The sequence below is a fragment of the Streptomyces sp. NPDC059785 genome, assembly GCF_042732375.1.
Taxonomy (GTDB): Bacteria; Actinomycetota; Actinomycetes; order Streptomycetales; family Streptomycetaceae; genus Streptomyces.
In genome coordinates this window covers 1-17,500 of sequence record NZ_JBHWHV010000087.1, presented here as the reverse complement: position 1 = coordinate 17,500, position 17,500 = coordinate 1, and the positions used below count along the sequence as shown (strand labels likewise).

Here is a 17,500-nt window from a genome sequence, read left to right as displayed (position 1 = left end):
GCCGGTGTGCTCGAGGCGTCCGGTGGATCCGGGGCGGCCGGTGTGCTCGAGGCGTCCGGTGGATCCGGGGCGGCCGGTGTGCTCGAGGCGTCCGGTGGATCCGGGGCGGCCGGTGTGCTCGAGGCGTCCGGTGGATCCGGGGCGGCCGGTGTGCTCGAGGCGTCCGGCGGATCCGAGGCGGCCGAAGGAGCCGGCCGATGACCGTGATCGACCCCCACGCCTACGCCGCCACGCACGGTCCCCGGGCCGGTGACCGGATCCGGCTCGGGGACTCCGGGCTGGTGATCCGGGTCGAGTCCGACGCGCAGCGGTACGGCGACGAGTTCCTGGCCGGGTTCGGCAAGACCGCCCGCGACGGGCTGCACCTCAAGGCCGCCGCCGTCCGGGACACCTGCGACATCGTGATCAGCAACGTCGTCGTGATCGACGCGGCGCAGGGCATCCGCAAGGTCTCCATCGGTATCCGGGAGGGGCGGATCCACGCCATCGGGCGGGCGGGGAACCCGGACACCCTCGACGGGGTCGACGTCGTGGTCGGCACGGGCACGACGATCGTCTCCGGCGAGGGCCTGATCGCCACCGCCGGCGCCGTCGACACCCACGTCCACCTGCTGTCGCCGCGCATCATGGAGGCGTCGCTCGCCTCCGGGGTGACCACGGTCATCGGCCAGGAGTTCGGGCCGGTCTGGGGCGTCGGCGTCAACTCGCCGTGGGCGCTGCGGCACGCGTTCGCCGCCTTCGACGCCTGGCCGGTCAACATCGGCTTCCTGGGCCGGGGCTCGTCGTCCGACGGCGCGCCGCTCGTGGAGGCGCTCGCGGAGGGCGGCGCCTGCGGCTTCAAGGTGCACGAGGACATGGGCGCCCACACCCGCGCCCTCGACACGGCGCTGCGGGTGGCGGAGGAGCACGACGTCCAGGTGGCCCTGCACAGCGACGGCCTGAACGAGTGCCTGTCGGTGGAGGACACCCTGCGGGTTCTCGAAGGCCGCACGATCCACGCCTTCCACATCGAGGGCTGCGGCGGCGGCCACGTCCCGAACGTACTGAAGATGGCGGGCGTCCCGAACGTCATCGGCTCCTCCACCAACCCGACCCTCCCCTTCGGCCGGGACGCGGTCGCCGAGCACTACGGCATGATCGTCTCCGTCCACGACCTGAAGACCGACCTGCCGGGCGACGCGGCCATGGCCCGCGACCGCATCCGCGCCGGGACGATGGGCGCCGAGGACGTCCTGCACGACCTGGGCGCGATCGGCATCACCTCCTCGGACGCGCAGGGCATGGGCCGCGCGGGCGAGACCGTACGGCGGACCTTCGCGATGGCCGGGAAGATGAAGGCCGAGTTCGGCGCGGACGGGGACCACGACAACGAGCGTGTCCTGCGGTACATCGCCAAGCTGACGATCAACCCGGCCATCGCCCACGGCCTCGCCCACGAGGTCGGCTCGATCGAGCCCGGCAAGCTCGCCGACATCGTGCTGTGGCGCCCCGCGTACTTCGGCGCGAAACCGCAGCTCGTGCTCAAGTCCGGCTTCCCCGCGTACGGCGTCGTGGGCGACCCGAACGCCGCGACCGACACCTGCGAACCGCTCGTCCTCGGACCGCAGTTCGGGGCGTACGGGGCGACGGCCGCCGAGCTGTCGGTGGCGTTCGTGGCCCGCGCCGCCCTCGACCAGGGCAACGACCGGATGCCCACCCGGCGCCGCCGGGTCGCGGTCCGCGGCACCCGCGGCATCGGCCCGGCCGACCTGCGGCTGAACTGTCGTACCGGGGCCGTCGACGTCGACCAGCGCACGGGCCTGGTCACCCTCGACGGCGAGCCGGTCCGCTCCGCCCCGGCCGGCGCGGTCTCCCTGAACCGCCTCTACTTCCTGTGAAAGAGCAGGTCATGACCGCTGTCACCGCTTCCGCCGACGGCTTTTGGATGCCCGCCGAGTGGGCCCCGCACGACCGCACCTGGATGGCGTGGCCGGGCCCCAACCCGACCTTCGAGGACCCCGGCGACCTGGCCGCGGCGCGGCGGGCCTGGGCCTCGGTGGCCCGCGCGGTCCGCCGCTTCGAACCGGTCACCGTCGTCTGCGGCCCCGGGCAGGCCGCCGGGGCGGCCGCCCTGCTCGGCCCCGGCATCGAGACCGTCGAGCGCGACCTCGACGACGCGTGGATGCGGGACATCGGCCCCACCTTCCTCACCAACGGGCGCGAACTGGGCGCCGTCGACTGGACGTTCAACGGCTGGGGCGCCCAGCCGTGGGCCCGCTGGGAGCACGACGCGAAGATCGCCGGACAGGTCGGCGAGCTGGCGGGGGCGCGGACGTACGCCTCGCGGCTCGTCAACGAGGGCGGGGCGATCCACGTCGACGGCGAGGGGACCGTCCTGCTCACGGAGACGGTCCAGCTCGGCCCGGAGCGCAACCCGGGCTGGTCCCGCGAGCAGGTGGAGGCGGAGACCAACGCCCAGCTCGGCACCCGGAAAGCGATCTGGCTGCCGCGCGGCCTGACCGGCGACTACCCGCCGCCGCCGGCCGAGCGGCGCGGGGGAGCCCCCGACGGCTTCGGGACCTCGGGGCACGTCGACATCGTCGCCGCCTTCGCCCGCCCGGGCGTGGTCGTCGCCCACCACCAGCCGGACCCGGCGCACCCCGACCACGAGGTGACGCGGGAGGTCATCGGCCTGCTGCGGGCGGCGACCGACGCGCGGGGCCGCCGTCTGGAGGTCGTCGAGGTGCCCGCCCCGACGGTCCTGGAGGCCGACGGACGCTGGGCCGACTACTCGTACATCAACCACTACCTCTGCAACGGGGGCGTCGTGCTCTGCGGCTTCGGCGACCCGCGCGACGAGGAAGCGGCCGGAGTCTTCCGCCGGCTGTTCCCGGAGCGCACGGTCACGCTGGTCGACGCACGTACGATCTTCGCGGGCGGTGGCGGCATCCACTGCATCACGCAGCAGCAGCCGAGGATCTGAGAGCGGGGGCAAGCAGTGGCCGGTGTGCGGAGGAACGCGCCGCCGCGCGAGGACGTGCTCGCCGCGGCCATGGACATGATCGCCGAGCGCGGTCTGGAGAAGCTGACCATGGCCGCGCTCGGCCGCGCGGTCGGCATGAGCAGCGGCCACCTCCTCTACTACTTCCGCTCCAAGGACGAGCTGCTGCTGCGCACCCTGGAGTGGAGCGAGAGCCGGCTCGGCGCCGAACGCGGCCGGCTGCTCGCCGCGCCCGGGACCGCCCGCGAGCGCCTGGACGCCTACGTCGACCTGTACGTGCCCGACGGCCACCGCGACCCGCACTGGACGCTGTGGCTGGAGGTGTGGAACCGCTCGCAGAACGCCGCCGACGACGCCCGCGACCGGCAGGCCGCCATCGAGGGCGCCTGGCACCGCGACCTGGTGGCCCTGCTCGCCGAGGGCGTCTCCCGCGGCGAGTTCCGGGCCGTCGACGCCGACCGCTTCGCCACCCGGCTGCGCGCCCTGCTCGACGGTTTCGCCATCCACGTCGCCATCGGCCTGCGCGGCACGGACCGCGACCGGGTCCTGTCGCACGTGGGGGAGTTCCTGGACGAGGCGCTGCCGCGCGGGGCGCGCCCGGACGCCTGAAGTGCGGCCCGGGGCGGAGGCCAGGACCGGGTGTCCGGAAGCGGCCGTCGGTTCCGGACATTCTGTTCGTATGCTGAGACGGCGGTGAGCCGGGGGCGGTGCTGTGCCAGACTGCCCCCGTGCTCTCGTTCGCCATGATTATTGGCAGCAGGCGCGCCGGTCCGCAGTGACCGCCCCGTACGACCACGTACGGGCGGACACCGTCGTCCTCGACCCGCGCGCAGACCTCTCGCACCCGCGAGGGGTTTTTCGTTTTCCTGGCCCACCACAAGCCGGGAGAGGAGCGCGAGGGATCATGGGGGACGGTGGAACCGGTCATTCCGGTAGACCGAGATCCGACATCAGGAGCCAGAGACCATGACGGAAACCAGCGAGCTCGACGATTCGTTCCACGTCTTCGACACGACGCTGCGCGACGGCGCGCAGCGCGAGGGCATCAACCTCACGGTCGCGGACAAGCTGGCCATCGCACGGCACCTGGACGACTTCGGCGTGGGCTTCATCGAGGGCGGCTGGCCCGGCGCCAACCCGCGGGACACCGAGTTCTTCGCCCGCGCCCAGCAGGAGATCGACTTCAAGCACGCCCAGCTAGTCGCGTTCGGCTCCACCCGCCGGGCGAACGGTAAGGCGGCCGAGGACCCCCAGGTCAAGGCGCTGCTCGACTCCGGCGCCCCAGTGATCACCCTGGTCGCCAAGTCCCACGACCGGCACGTCGAGCTGGCTTTGCGCACCACCCTGGACGAGAACCTGGAGATGGTCCGCGACACCGTCGCCCACCTGCGCGCCCAGGGCCGCCGGGTGTTCGTCGACTGCGAGCACTTCTTCGACGGCTACCGCGCGAACCCCGCGTACGCGAAGGCGGTCGTACGGGCCGCCGCGGAGGCGGGCGCCGACGTCGTCGTCCTGTGCGACACCAACGGCGGCATGCTTCCCGCCCAGGTCCAGGCGGTCGTCTCCACCGTCCTGGCCGACACCGGCGCCAGGCTCGGCATCCACGCCCAGGACGACACCGGCTGCGCGGTCGCCAACACCCTGGCCGCCGTCGACGCCGGCGCGACCCACGTGCAGTGCACGGCGAACGGCTACGGCGAGCGGGTCGGCAACTCCAACCTCTTCCCGGTGGTCGCCGCCCTGGAGCTGAAGTACGGCAAGAAGGTGCTGCCCGACGGCGCGCTGCGCGAGATGACGCGTATCTCCCACGCCATCGCCGAGGTCGTGAATCTCACCCCCGCCACCCACCAGCCCTACGTCGGCGTCTCGGCCTTCGCCCACAAGGGCGGCCTGCACGCCTCCGCCATCAAGGTCGACCCGGCGCTCTACCAGCACATCGAGCCCGAAGAGGTCGGCAACACCATGCGGATGCTGGTCTCCGACATGGCGGGCCGCGCCTCCATCGAGCTCAAGGGCAAGGAGCTCGGCATCGACCTCGGCGGCGACCGCGAGCTGGTCGGCCGGGTCGTCGAGCGCGTCAAGGAGCGCGAGCTCAAGGGCTACACGTACGAAGCGGCGGACGCGAGCTTCGAGCTGCTGCTGCGCGCGGAGGCCGAGGGCGGCCCCCGCTCGTACTTCCAGGTCGAGTCCTGGCGCGCGATCGTCGAGGACCGCCCGGACGGGACCCACGCCAACGAGGCGACCGTGAAGCTCTTCGCCAAGGGGGAGCGGATCGTCGCCACCGCGGAGGGGAACGGGCCGGTCAACGCCCTGGACCGGGCCCTGCGTGTCGCCCTGGAGAAGATCTACCCCCAGCTCGCCAAGCTGGAGCTGGTCGACTACAAGGTGCGGATCCTGGAAGGCAAGCACGGTACGTCGTCCACGACCCGGGTGCTGATCTCGACCTCTGACGGGGCGGGGGAGTGGGCGACGGTGGGGGTCGCCGAGAACGTCATCGCGGCGTCGTGGGGGGCCCTGGAGGACGCGTACACGTACGGACTGCTGCGGGCCGGGGTGGAACCGGCGGAGTAGGTCCGGCTCGGCCGGGCGGATCCGGCTCAGCGGACGGCGAGGCGGGGCGGGAGCCCCGCCCGCCCCTGGCCTACAGGTTCCCGCCCTCCCGCGTGAGACCGAGGAACGCGGTCCACGCGGTGGGGGCGATACGGAGAACGGGCCCGTCGGCAGGGGCGTTCTTGGAGTCGCGGACGTGAATGGCGGAGGGGGCGGTGGCGACCTCTATGCAGTTGCCGCCCTCATTGCTGCTGTAGCTGGACTTGAACCACTCAAGTACGGTGCTCATCGGTCTCCTAGCAGTACGTGCAAGTGGCGCACGCTCTCGTCGGGCGAGAGGGCTTGGGATCGCAGCATCGCATACCTGTGGTGGTAGTCGCAGACTTCGTCCGGGTCGTCCACGAGGAAACTGGCACGCTGAACTTCCAGGTAGACGAGGCGGTCATGGTCGGGCGTTTCCAGTAGCGTCATGGGGCCCGCGAGTCCCGCGTGGGGCATGCGGTCCGATGGCATGATCTGGAAGCCCATGTGCGCCGGCTCGGTGTATTCCAGGATTCGGCGGAATTGTTCCCGCATTACTTCCGGACCGCCGACCCGACGTTGCAAAATGCTCTCTTCCAGCACGAAGTGGCCCACGGGAGGCACTTCTCGCTGCCAGACCAATTGCCGTTCCATGCGGGCGTCAATCCATTGCTCGGCCGTGCTGCTGCCGAGCGAGGGATAGCGGGAGTCGAACGCGGCCCGGCAGTACTCCGCGGTCTGCAACAGCCCCGGCACCATCTGCGTCTCGTACGACAGGAAGCTCACCGCCTCCTGCTCGTGCTCCACCAGCCCCTGTGCGAACTGCACCACCTTTTCCCGGACCGGCAGATTGGCCACCAGCACGGCCAACAGCCCACCGGTGTCCAGCAGATCGTCGAACTGCTCCGCGCGATCCGGTTGCAGCGCCAGCCGCCCCTGCTCGATCGACGCCACCGTGTCGACGCTGAGGCTGGCCTGTCCGGCGAGTTGCTCCTGAGTGAACCGTGCCTTCTTGCGGCAGAGCGCCAGCAGTGCCCCCACCGCACGCCACGAAGTGGCCTTCCTGGTCTTCTTGGCCGTGTGCATGGCTGTCCCTTTCCCCCGTGCGCGTGCGAAGTCCTCGTAGCGAGAGCGTAGGAATCAGCGCTACGGCCTCACTCACTGCTTCACAGTAGCAACTCCCTGTGACAGTCGGCCCCGTGCAAACCCGAACCCAACTCTTCCGCGCCCGCACCGCCCGCTACCCCCGCGACCGCAGGTCCGTGGGCATGGCCCGAGACCTCACCCGCAGCACCCTCACCGACTGGCGGATCACCCGGCGCGGCGACGACATCATCCTCTGCGTGAGCGAACTGGCGACCAACGCCGTGCTCCACGGCGTACCGCCGGGCCGTTGCTTCGACCTCGGTCTCGCGCTCGCCGCCGACGGGGTCCTGGAGGTGGAGGTGCGCGACAGCGGCGGCGGTGCGGTCCGGGAGTCCGAGCCGGGGCCGGATGCGCTGGGAGGGCGCGGACTTCACCTGGTCCGGGCCCTCGCCGACGACTGGGGCGTACGGGTGCGGGACCCGGGCAAAGTCGTGTGGTGCGCGTTCAGGGTCGTCGACGGGCCGGTTCCGGCGTGAGGCCTTGACGGTCTCCCGGGGCGCCAGTTGACTCACGCCCTGACTTAAGTCGTAAGAGGACTACGAGAGTCGAGGGACGTTCCATGCGAAGAACCGCCCTGCTCGCCTGTGCCACCCTCTTGACCGGACTGCTTCCCCTGGCCGCCTCCGCGCAGGCGACCGCTGCCGACGACCCCGCCCCCGTTCCCGTGGACCGCTTCGAGGGCGAGGTGCCGTTCGCCGGCCAGCCCGCCGAGGGCCTGTTCACCTGGGGCGGCGACGCCGACGACCCGCCCGCCCTGCGGCTCGACGAGCGCGCTGACGCCCCCGAGGGCGGCAAGGTGCTCGCCGGAACCTACGACATCAGCGGCTACGGCGGCTTCACCCACGACTTCGCCGCCGCCGAACCCGCCCACGACTGGTCCGCCCACGCGGGCATCCGCTTCTGGTGGGACGGACAGAACAACTCGAAGAAGATCAACTTCGAGATCAAGGACGGCGGCGCCAACGGCGAGGCGTCCGAGCTGTGGACGACCTCCTTCACCGACGACTTCACCGGCTGGAAACAGATCGAGCTCCCGTTCACCGACTTCACCTATCGCACGGACTACCAGCCCGTCGGCGGCATCGACCAGGTCCTCGGTCTCACGGAGGCGTGGGGCTACGCGGTGACCCTGCCGACCGGCGGCGCGGGCAGCTTCGCCATGGACGGCGTGGAGCTGTACGGCAAGGCCGTCCAGTCGCTGCGGGCGAGCGTCGTGACGGACTCCGCCGTGTATCCGGTGAAGGAGGGCTCCACCGCCCGCGTCAGGATCACCGTCGCCACGACGGGCGCCGTCCCCGTCGACGAGCCGGTCACCGTCGCCTACGGGACGGCCTCCGGCAGCGCGTCGTCCGGCAAGGACTACACGCCGGTCAAGGGCGAGATCACCTTCCCGGCGGGCACCGCGTCCGGCACCTCACGGACCGTCGAGGTGCCCACGCTCAAGGACCGGTCGTCCGAAACCGCCGAGACCGTACCGCTGAAGCTGTCCGTCACCGGGGCCAAGGCGCCGGCGGAGACCCCGCAGGTCGTCATCGACGCCCACGGACTGCCGTACCTGAACGCGAAGCTGCCGGTGCACAAGCGCGTCGCCGACCTGCTGTCCCGGATGTCCCTGACGGAGAAGGCCGGGCAGATGACCCAGGCCGAGCGCGGCGCGCTCACCGCCCAGGGCGACGTCGCCGCCTACGACCTCGGCTCCGTGCTCTCCGGCGGCGGCTCGGTCCCGACCCCGAACACCCCCGAGGCGTGGGCGAGGACGATCGACGGCTTCCAGCTCCGCGCGCAGGCCACCCGCTACCAGATCCCGCTGATCTACGGCGTGGACGCGGTGCACGGCCACAACAACGTGGTCGGCGCGACGATCATGCCGCACAACATCGGCGTCGGCGCCACCCGCGACCCGGAGCTCGCCGAGCGGACCGGCGCGGTCACCGCCGCCGAGGTGCGCGCCACCGGCGTCCCGTGGGACTTCGCGCCCTGCCTGTGCGTCACCCGCGACGAGCGCTGGGGCCGTTCGTACGAGTCCTTCGGCGAGGACCCGGCCCTGGTCGAGTCCATGGAGACGGTGATCCAGGGCTTCCAGGGCGCCCGCGACGGCCGCGACCTGAAGGACGCCGGCAAGGTGCTCGCCACCGCCAAGCACTACGTCGGCGACGGTGGCACCGAGTACGGCTCCTCCACCACCGGCTCGTACACGGTCGACCAGGGCGTCACCAAGGTCACCCGGCAGGAACTCGAAGCGGTGCACCTGGCACCCTTCGAGACCGCCGTGGACCGCGGCGTAGGCACGGTCATGCCGTCGTATTCGTCCCTCGACATCATCGGCGACGGCAAGGACCCGGTGAAGATGCACGCCGACGCCGAGATGATCAACGGCGTGCTCAAGGACCGCATGGGCTTCGACGGCTTCGTCATCAGCGACTGGAACGCCATCGACCAGCTCCCCGGCGACTACGCCTCCCACGTCCGCACCTCGGTCAACGCGGGCCTGGACATGATGATGGTCCCGTACACGTACAAGGAGTTCAGCACCACACTCGCCGACGAGGTGAAAGCGGGCAGGATCAGCGAGCGGCGCATCGACGACGCGGTCTCCCGCATCCTCACTCAAAAATTCAAACTGGGCCTCTTCGAGAAGCCGTACGCGGACACCAGCGGCGCGTCCGCGATCGGTTCGTCCGCACACCGGGCCGTCGCCCGCCAGGCGGCGGCCGAGTCCCAGGTCCTGCTGAAGAACGCGGGCGGCGTACTGCCCCTGAAGAAGTCCCAGAAGGTGTACGTGGCCGGCTCGAACGCCGACGACCTCGGCAACCAGACCGGCGGCTGGACCATCACCTGGCAGGGCGCGTCGGGCGACATCACCGAAGGCACCACGATCCTGGAGGGAATGAGAAAGGCCGCTCCTGACGCGGAGATCGCCTACTCCTCGAATGCCTCGGCCCCGACCGACGGCTATGACGTGGGCGTGGTCGTCGTCGGTGAGACCCCGTACGCCGAGGGCGTCGGCGACGTCGGCAACGGCAACGACCTGGAGCTGACCGCCGCCGACAAGGCCGCCGTCGACAAGGTGTGCGGCGCCATGAAGTGCGCGGTGCTGGTGGTCTCCGGCCGCCCGCAACTGATCGGCGACCGCCTGGGCGAGATCGACTCCCTGGTCGCCTCCTGGCTGCCGGGCACGGAGGGCGACGGTGTCGCCGACGTGCTGTACGGCAGGCGGGCCTTCACCGGACAACTCCCCGTCACCTGGCCGAAGTCGGAGTCCCAGCTTCCGATCAACGTCGGCGACAAGGCCTACGACCCGCAGTTCCCGTACGGCTGGGGCCTCACCACGCTCGGCAGGGCCCCGCAGGGCGGCACGTCGACCCTGAAGGCGCTCGCCCTGGTGGCCAAGGCCGCCCAGCGGACCGGCTCCGACGCGGCAGGACGCGCCGCGGTGAACCGGGCACGCCTGCTGGTCCAGCAGCGGATGAGCTCCGGTATCACCCAGGCGACCGCCAAGCCGTTCGCCGAGGCCGATCACCTGCTGCTCACCGGGCGGTACGGGGACGCGGTGGCGCGGCTGACGGAGGCGTACCGGGCGGCGTGACAGGCCGAGGGCGGGCCGACGGCGGGGCGGATGGCCTCCGTCCGTCGGCCCGCCCGAGGTCGTCCGTCGGCCCGCCCGAGGTCACCACCAGCCGCGTTGCCCATTTTCTGTGACTTTGTTCGTCTTCCGGTAGCTTCGAAGGCATGAAGGCCGCACCGCCCCGGGGCCTCCCCGGGCTGCTGATCGCGCTGACCCTGGCGGCACTGACCGCGGTGACCGTACTGATCGCGCCGCCCGGTTCCTCCTGGAGCGCTTCGGCGACCGACGTCCCGGCGGTCGCCGCAGCACTTCGCAAGAGCCCGGTCTACGTCGACCCGGCCGCTTCCCGGCAACTGCCCGCGACGGAGGCCGAGGCGCTGGCGGCCAGGATCGAGAAGGCCGACAAGCCCGTCTTCGTGGCCGTACTGCCCGCGGACTTCCCCAAGGCGAACCTCTTCACCGAACTGCGCGCCGCCACCGGCGTCACCGGCCTGTACGGGATCAGGCTCGGCGACGCGTTCGACGCCCGCGCGGACGGTTCCGTCATGTCGCGCACGGCGGTACGGAACCTCGTCAGCGGCGTACAGGGCGAGGACGACGCCAGGACCCAGCTCGACGACTTCACCGACCGGGCGCTGGCCAACATGGGCGGCTCGGCCCCCGAGAGCTGGGGCTCCGGCGCGGGCGGCGGCGCCCCGACCGGCGCGCTCATCACGATCGGCGCGGTGGTCGTGGCCGGCGGCGCGGGCGCGTACGCCCTGGTCAGGCGCAGCCGCCGCAGGCAGCGCGAGGAGCGGCGCCAGGCCCTCGACCGGCTCCGGACGGTCGTCGACGAGGACATCACCGCCTACGGCGAGGAGCTCGACCGGCTCGACTTCCACCCCGCCGAGAAGGGCGCGGACGACACGATGCGCGCGGACTACGAGCGCGCCCTCGACTCCTACGAACAGGCGAAGGCGTGCATGGCGGTCGCGCAGCGCCCGGAGGACGTACGGAAGGTGACCGAGTCCCTGGAGGAGGGCCGCTACTCCCTGGCCGTCCTGGACGCGCGCCGCCGGCACGCCCCGATCCCCGAACGCCGCGCCCCCTGCTTCTTCGATCCGCGCCACGGACCGTCCGTCGCCGACGCGACCTGGGCCCCGGCCGGCGGCGCACCCCGCGAGGTCCCGGTGTGCGCGGCGGACCGGGCCCGCCTCGCCGACGGCGCCGACCCGGCCGTCCGCGAGGTCGACACCGGCTACGGCCGCCGCCCGTACTGGGAGGCCGGACCCGCTTACGGCCCCTGGGCCGGCGGCTACTTCGGCGGCGGCATCCTGCCCGGCCTCCTCGTCGGTACCGTGCTCGGCGGCATGATGGCCACACCGTCCTACGCGGCCGACTACGGCTCCGGCTACGGCGACTTCGGCGGCGCCGACTACCAGGGCGGCGACGTCTCGGGCACGGACTTCGACCCGGACGACTTCGGCGGCGGCTTCGGGGACGGCGGCTTCGGGGACGGCGGGGGAGGCGATTTCGGCGGAGGCGGCGACTTCGGCGGAGGAGGGGGAAACTTCTGAGACTTCCCGGAGTGCCCGAGTCCCCGAGGGGTGAAGCGCCCGCCCTCCGATATACGGGGGAGTAACGAGGGCGGGCGCGTATGGGGAGAGGGGTGACCCTCAGTCGGCCTTCTTGATCGCCGAGATGTCGAAGTTCAGCTTGATCTTGTCGGAGACGAGGACGCCGCCGGTCTCCAGGGCCGCGTTCCAGGTGAGTCCCCACTCGGAACGCAGCAGCTCAGACTTGCCCTCGAAGCCGACGCGCTCGTTGCCGAACGGGTCCTTCGCGGCGCCGTTGAACTCGAGATCGATGGCGAGCGGCTTGGTGGTGCCCATGATCGACAGATCGCCGGTGACCCGGTAGTCGTCGCCGCCCAGCGCCTCGATCGAGGTCGCGCGGAAGGACATCGTCGGGTGCTCGTCGGTCTTGAAGAAGTCGGCACTCTTCAGGTGACCGTCACGATCGGCCGAGCCCGTGTCGATGCTGTCCATCCGCACGTCGATGGCGACGGTGGATTTGGCCGGATCGCTGCCGTCGAGGTGCAGGTTGCCCTCGAACTCCTTGAAGCTGCCCTTGACGTTCGTGACCATCGCGTGGCGGGCGACGAAACCGAACGTCGAATGCGCCGGGTCGATCGTGTAGTCACCGGTCAGGGCGGCGAGATCGGCGGCGGGGGCCGTGACGGTCTCGGTGCTGTCCTTGCGGCCGAAGATGCTCATGTCGTGCTCCTTGAGGACGGTTCGCGGTTTCGTCCAGAAGCCGCGCTACGAGTTCGTTGAAGATTCAACGAGGAGAACAGCACCGACCGTAGACCTATTCCGTTCGCTTTTCAACATCATCGGCGACACGTCTCCCGCCCCCACCACGTTCCAGCCGCCCCAGAGCCGAACCACCGACATCGCCGGTGCGCGGCCCGCCCCCTCCGCTCCGCCCCCGGTCCGCAGCCGCCATGCGGCGGAAGGGGCCGTGCCGGTACATCAAATGCCCGTCGATCCCGTGGTCGGACACCCCGGAACCCTTCGAATCCCCTGGGCGACCACGGGAGCGACGGGCGGATGTACCGGCACGGCCCCGACCCGCGACCGCGGCCCCGACCCGCGACCGCGGCCCCGACCCGCGACCGCGCGCCCGACCGTGCGCCGCGAACCCCCACCGGCCGGCCGACGCACGGTTCCCGTACCGAAGCCGAGGTGGTAAACGCCATGAACATGACCCCCACCCGCCGCACCTTCCTGCTGGCGGCCGTACTGACGGCCACCGTCGCCCCACTGGCCACAGCACCCACCGCCCACGCAACCCCGGCGGACGACGACGAGTACGAAACCCTCCGCACCCGCTGGCTGGACATCGCCCTGGGCACCGGCTACGACCCGCTCACCGAGCCGTACGCCACCAGACTCCGCGAAACCGGCGACCTGGCCCGCGGCTTCGCCGCCACGATGGCCCCCACCACGACGTCGCTCTGGCCCGACCACCCCTACGACCCCCCGGCGGGCATCACCCAGAGCTACAGCCGCCTCTGGACGATGACGCAGGCGTACGCACAACAGGGCACGGGCGCCACAGCCGACGAAGAACTCCTCGCCGACATCGTCCGAGGCCTCGACCACCTCTCCACGACGGTCTACAACCCCTCGACCACCCGCTACGGCAACTGGTGGGAGTGGCAGATCGGCACCCCCCGCCTCCTCATGGACATCACCGCCACCCTCCGCCCCCGGCTGACGGACGGCCAACTGACAGCCGCCTGCGCCGCGGTGGACCACTTCGTCCCCGACGACATGCTCCGCGACTACTCGGGCACCTCGACCGGCGCCAACCGAGTGGACCTGTGCCGCTCCGTCGCGCTGCGCGGCATCCTCGGCCACACCCCCGAGAAGATCACCCTCGCCAGGGACGCACTCTCCCCGGTCTTCCCGTACGTGACGACGGGAGACGGTCTCTACGCGGACGGCTCGTTCGTGCAGCACACCTGGGTCGCCTACTCGGGCACGTACGGTCAGGTCATGCTGGACGGCCTGGGCCGACTCTTCGCACTGCTCGCGAAGTCCTCCTGGGAGGTGACGGACCCCGCCAAGCGGATCATCCTGGACAGCGTGGAGCACGCCTACGCGCCGCTGATCCACGACGGCCTGGTGATGGACGGAGTCAACGGCCGGGCGATCAGCAGGGGGTATCTCAAGAGCGACGACCGGCACGTGATGCGCAGCGACCACTACCACGGCCAGGCCCTGATCGCGGCGATGGCACTGCTGGCAGCCGCCACCGACACCACCGAACGAGACCGCTGGCACGCCCGCATCAAGGGCTGGATCGAACGCGACACGACGACGCCGGTCCTGACGGCACCCCAGTTCGGCGTGGCCGACCTGGCGAGACTGCACGCCATCGCGGATTCCCCCGTACAACCCGCGCCCGAACCCGCCGGGCACCGCCTGTTCCCCGCGATGGACCGGGCCGTGCACCGGGGCCCCGGCTTCGCCGCGCAGCTCTGCATGGCCTCGGAGCGGATCGCCCACTACGAGTGCGGCAACGGCGAGAACCCGCGCGGCTGGCACACGGGGTCCGGGATGCTGCTGTGGTGGGCGGGCGACGCGGGCCAGTACACGGACTGGTACTGGCCGACGGTGGACTGGTACCGGCTGCCCGGGACGACCGTCTCCACCAAGCGGCTGGCCGACCGGGAGGGCGGTGAATGGGGCGCGGCACGCCCCGACGTCCAGTGGGTCGGCGGCACGACGGACGGCGAGTACGCGGCCGTGGGCCAGCACGTGAAGGGCCTGGGCTCCACGCTCCAGGCCCGCAAGTCGTGGTTCTTCGTGCCGGACGCGGTGATCTGCCTGGGCGCGGGCATCACCGCCACGGACGGCGTCCCGGTCGAAACGGTGATCGACAACCGCAACCTGGGCGGGCCGGGCGAGCAGGGCGAGCCGGGGACGGAGCCCCAGCCCCTCACCGTCACCGACCACTGGGCACACCTCCCCGGCCACGGCGGCTGGATCTTTCCGAGCCACGACGGCACCGGACCCCTCCGCACCCTCAGCGAGTCCCGCACCGGCGCCTGGGCGGACATCAACACCACCAGCACGACGGAGCGCCGTACCCGCCACTGGCAGACCCTCTGGCTGGACCACGGCACGGACCCGTCCGACGCCGCGTACGCGTACGTGGTCATGCCCGGCGCCTCCCGCCACCAGGTGGCGGCGCGGGCCGCGGACCACCGCTGGCTGTCGGTCCTCGCCAACGACGCCCGCCGCCAGGCGGTCCGGCTCCCCTCACTGGGCCTGACGGCCGCGAACTTCTGGCAGCCGGGCACGGCGGGCGCACTGACCGTCTCCGCGCCCGCGAGCGTCCTGATCCGCCACAGCCCCCGTCGTCCCGACCACCCCGGCCACCCCGGCCACCCTCGCCCCGCCCGCACGGCTACGCTCCACATCAGCGAGCCGCCCCGCACGGGCGAACCCCTGGACATCCTCTGGGACCACCCGGTGCGCGGCGTCGTAGGAGCGGACCCGTCCGTCGAGGTACGGGCCACGGGCCGCCGGCTGCGGCTCCGCGTCACCCCGGGGAAGGCATGTGCGACCCACGAATGTGAGGTGGCTCTCACCTGACCCTCTTGTGAAGTCCCCACAACCGGGCAGCCCCCTGAGCAGTCGGATCGCCTGCATAAGGCCGGAGTTCTGTTCAGGGGTACCAGGAAATGGGCCCGGAGACTGTACGGAGTCGACGGCTCGCTTTCCTCGGTGGACTTCGTAAGGTCACTACATGACCGTTTTGGACGAGGCCGGACCCTCCGGGGGCGAACCCACGGACGCACGCGGACGCGTGGCGGAGCTGCACGCGATCCGCGCGGAGGCGCTGCGGGGCCCCAGTGACAAGGCGACCCAGGCGCAGCACGCGAAGGGCAAGCTGACCGCGCGCGAACGCATCGAGCTGCTCCTGGACCCCGACTCGTTCCAGGAGGTCGAGCAGCTGCGCCGGCACCGGGCGACCGGCTTCGGCCTGGAGGCCAAGAAGCCGTACACGGACGGTGTGATCACCGGCTGGGGCACGGTCGAGGGCCGCACGGTCTTCGTGTACGCGCACGATTTCCGGATCTTCGGCGGCGCGCTGGGCGAGGCCCACGCCACCAAGATCCACAAGATCATGGACATGGCCATCGCGGCCGGTGCGCCGCTGGTGTCGCTGAACGACGGCGCGGGCGCCCGTATCCAGGAGGGCGTCTCCGCGCTCGCCGGCTACGGCGGCATCTTCCAGCGCAACACCAAGGCGTCCGGGGTCATCCCGCAGATCTCGGTGATGCTCGGCCCGTGCGCGGGCGGCGCGGCCTACAGCCCGGCGCTCACGGACTTCGTGTTCATGGTCCGCGAGACCTCGCAGATGTTCATCACCGGCCCGGACGTCGTCAAGGCGGTGACCGGCGAGGAGATCACGCAGAACGGCCTGGGCGGCGCGGACGTGCACGCCGAGACCAGCGGCGTGTGCCACTTCGCCTACGACGACGAGGAGACCTGCCTCGCCGAGGTCCGCTACCTCCTGTCGATGCTCCCGCAGAACAACCGGGAGAACCCGCCGACGGTCGACTCCGAGGACCCGGCCGACCGCCGCTCGGACGTCCTGCTCGACCTGGTCCCGGCGGACGGCAACCGCCCCTACGACATGGCCAAGGTCATCGAGGAGCTCGTCGACGACGGCGACTACCTGGAGGTCCACGAGCGCTGGGCGCGCAACATCATCTGCGCGCTGGCCCGTCTCGACGGCCGCGTCGTCGGCATCGTCGCCAACCAGCCGCAGAGCCTGGCGGGCGTCCTGGACATCGAGGCGTCGGAAAAAGCTGCGCGCTTTGTCCAGATGTGTGACGCTTTTAACATTCCTATCGTGACCCTGCTGGACGTCCCCGGGTTCCTGCCGGGCGTCGACCAGGAGCACGGCGGGATCATCAGGCACGGCGCCAAGCTGCTGTACGCCTACTGCAACGCCACCGTGCCGCGGATCTCGCTGATCCTGCGCAAGGCGTACGGAGGTGCGTACATCGTGATGGATTCCCAGTCCATCGGGGCCGACCTCACCTACGCGTGGCCGACGAACGAGATCGCCGTGATGGGTGCCGAGGGCGCCGCCAACGTGATCTTCCGCCGCCAGATCGCGGAGGCCGAGGACCCCGACGCCATGCGGGCCCGCATGGTCAAGGAGTACAAGTCCGAGCTGATGCACCCGTACTACGCGGCGGAGCGCGGCCTGGTCGACGACGTCATCGACCCCGCCGAGACCCGCGAGGTGCTGATCAAGTCGCTCGCGATGCTGGACAGCAAGCACGCGGACCTGCCCTCCCGCAAGCACGGCAACCCCCCGCAGTGACCCCGCGAGGACACTCCCGCGGCAGCCCGGCGGGAGTGACCCCTCGCGGTAACCCTGCGGATCCTCCGCGGTACCGCCGCGGAAACCTCATCCACGGAGACTGACACCCATGAGCACCCCTGACATCCGCGTCGAGAAGGGCCACGCCGAGCCCGAAGAGGTCGCCGCCATCACGGCCATCCTGCTCGCCCGCGCGGCCGCCGCCCCCGCCGGTGCCCCGGCCCACCGGGGCCGCGCCAGGGCCGGCTGGCGCCGCCTGGAGCGCGAGGGCGGCTTCCGCGCCCCGCACAGCTGGCACTGAGCCACACAGGTATGCCGTGAAGGCCCCGGCCGCCCCTCTGGGC

Annotated in this window: 13 protein-coding genes and 1 pseudogene; 11 read left to right on the top strand and 3 right to left on the bottom strand. The window is 71.3% G+C overall.

Annotated features, from left to right (window positions below; all coding sequences use genetic code 11):
• The 5 genes and pseudogenes from ACFV6E_RS39440 to cimA all read left to right on the top strand — a co-directional run.
• A pseudogene (locus tag ACFV6E_RS39440) lies at positions 1-201 on the top strand (hypothetical protein); the annotation flags it as partial.
• A complete protein-coding gene (locus tag ACFV6E_RS39435) occupies positions 198-1,877 on the top strand; it encodes an urease subunit alpha (protein WP_385468390.1) in 1,680 nt (559 codons plus the stop codon). The pseudogene ACFV6E_RS39440 and the gene ACFV6E_RS39435, both read left to right, overlap by 4 nt.
• Before the next feature lie 11 nt (positions 1,878-1,888).
• Positions 1,889-2,962, top strand: coding sequence for an agmatine/peptidylarginine deiminase (locus tag ACFV6E_RS39430; RefSeq protein ID WP_385468387.1), 1,074 nt, complete (start codon positions 1,889-1,891; stop codon positions 2,960-2,962).
• Between the two features lie 69 nt (positions 2,963-3,031).
• Positions 3,032-3,589, top strand: coding sequence for a TetR/AcrR family transcriptional regulator (locus ACFV6E_RS39425; protein WP_385176181.1), 558 nt, complete (start codon positions 3,032-3,034; stop codon positions 3,587-3,589).
• 357 nt (positions 3,590-3,946) lie between these two features.
• The gene (cimA, locus tag ACFV6E_RS39420) at positions 3,947-5,551 is read left to right on the top strand and encodes a citramalate synthase (RefSeq protein WP_385176163.1); all 1,605 of its coding nucleotides are present in this window, start codon (positions 3,947-3,949) and stop codon (positions 5,549-5,551) included.
• A 70-nt stretch (positions 5,552-5,621) separates the two neighbouring features.
• On the opposite strand, the gene ACFV6E_RS39415 is transcribed toward cimA, so the two are convergent.
• Both ACFV6E_RS39415 and ACFV6E_RS39410 read right to left on the bottom strand, forming a co-directional pair.
• Entirely contained in the window at positions 5,622-5,819 is a 198-nt protein-coding gene (locus ACFV6E_RS39415) for a DUF397 domain-containing protein (RefSeq protein ID WP_385176166.1), read from the bottom strand.
• Entirely contained in the window at positions 5,816-6,637 is an 822-nt protein-coding gene (locus ACFV6E_RS39410; RefSeq protein WP_385468384.1) for a Scr1 family TA system antitoxin-like transcriptional regulator, read from the bottom strand. Before ACFV6E_RS39410 ends, ACFV6E_RS39415 begins: the two co-directional genes overlap by 4 nt.
• Positions 6,638-6,750: 113 nt before the next feature.
• Between ACFV6E_RS39410 and ACFV6E_RS39405 the strand changes: the two genes are divergently transcribed.
• The 3 genes from ACFV6E_RS39405 to ACFV6E_RS39395 all read left to right on the top strand — a co-directional run bounded on the left by ACFV6E_RS39405 (position 6,751) and on the right by ACFV6E_RS39395 (position 11,818).
• Positions 6,751-7,173: an ATP-binding protein gene (locus ACFV6E_RS39405; RefSeq protein WP_385468381.1), complete on the top strand. Its 423-nt coding sequence runs from the start codon at positions 6,751-6,753 to the stop codon at positions 7,171-7,173.
• 83 nt (positions 7,174-7,256) lie between these two features.
• The gene (locus ACFV6E_RS39400) at positions 7,257-10,283 is read left to right on the top strand and encodes a glycoside hydrolase family 3 N-terminal domain-containing protein (protein ID WP_385468378.1); all 3,027 of its coding nucleotides are present in this window, start codon (positions 7,257-7,259) and stop codon (positions 10,281-10,283) included.
• Positions 10,284-10,426: 143 nt separating this feature from the next.
• Positions 10,427-11,818, top strand: a complete 1,392-nt coding sequence (locus tag ACFV6E_RS39395; protein ID WP_385468375.1) for a hypothetical protein — start codon at positions 10,427-10,429, stop codon at positions 11,816-11,818.
• A gap of 99 nt (positions 11,819-11,917) precedes the next feature.
• Here ACFV6E_RS39395 and ACFV6E_RS39390 read toward each other — a convergent pair whose 3' ends face one another.
• Positions 11,918-12,517, bottom strand: coding sequence for a YceI family protein (locus ACFV6E_RS39390; protein WP_385176178.1), 600 nt, complete (start codon positions 12,515-12,517; stop codon positions 11,918-11,920).
• A gap of 483 nt (positions 12,518-13,000) precedes the next feature.
• Between ACFV6E_RS39390 and ACFV6E_RS39385 the strand changes: the two genes are divergently transcribed.
• The 3 genes from ACFV6E_RS39385 (at position 13,001) to ACFV6E_RS39375 (ending at position 17,457) form a co-directional block, all read left to right on the top strand.
• Positions 13,001-15,409, top strand: a complete 2,409-nt coding sequence (locus ACFV6E_RS39385; protein WP_385468372.1) for a polysaccharide lyase 8 family protein — start codon at positions 13,001-13,003, stop codon at positions 15,407-15,409.
• Positions 15,410-15,563: 154 nt separating this feature from the next.
• Complete coding sequence (locus ACFV6E_RS39380; protein WP_385468369.1) at positions 15,564-17,156, top strand: acyl-CoA carboxylase subunit beta; 1,593 nt, start codon at positions 15,564-15,566, stop codon at positions 17,154-17,156.
• A 109-nt stretch (positions 17,157-17,265) separates the two neighbouring features.
• On the top strand, positions 17,266-17,457 hold the full coding sequence (locus ACFV6E_RS39375) for an acyl-CoA carboxylase subunit epsilon (protein ID WP_385173319.1): 192 nt from the start codon (positions 17,266-17,268) through the stop codon (positions 17,455-17,457).
• The last annotated feature ends 43 nt before the right edge of the window (positions 17,458-17,500 follow it).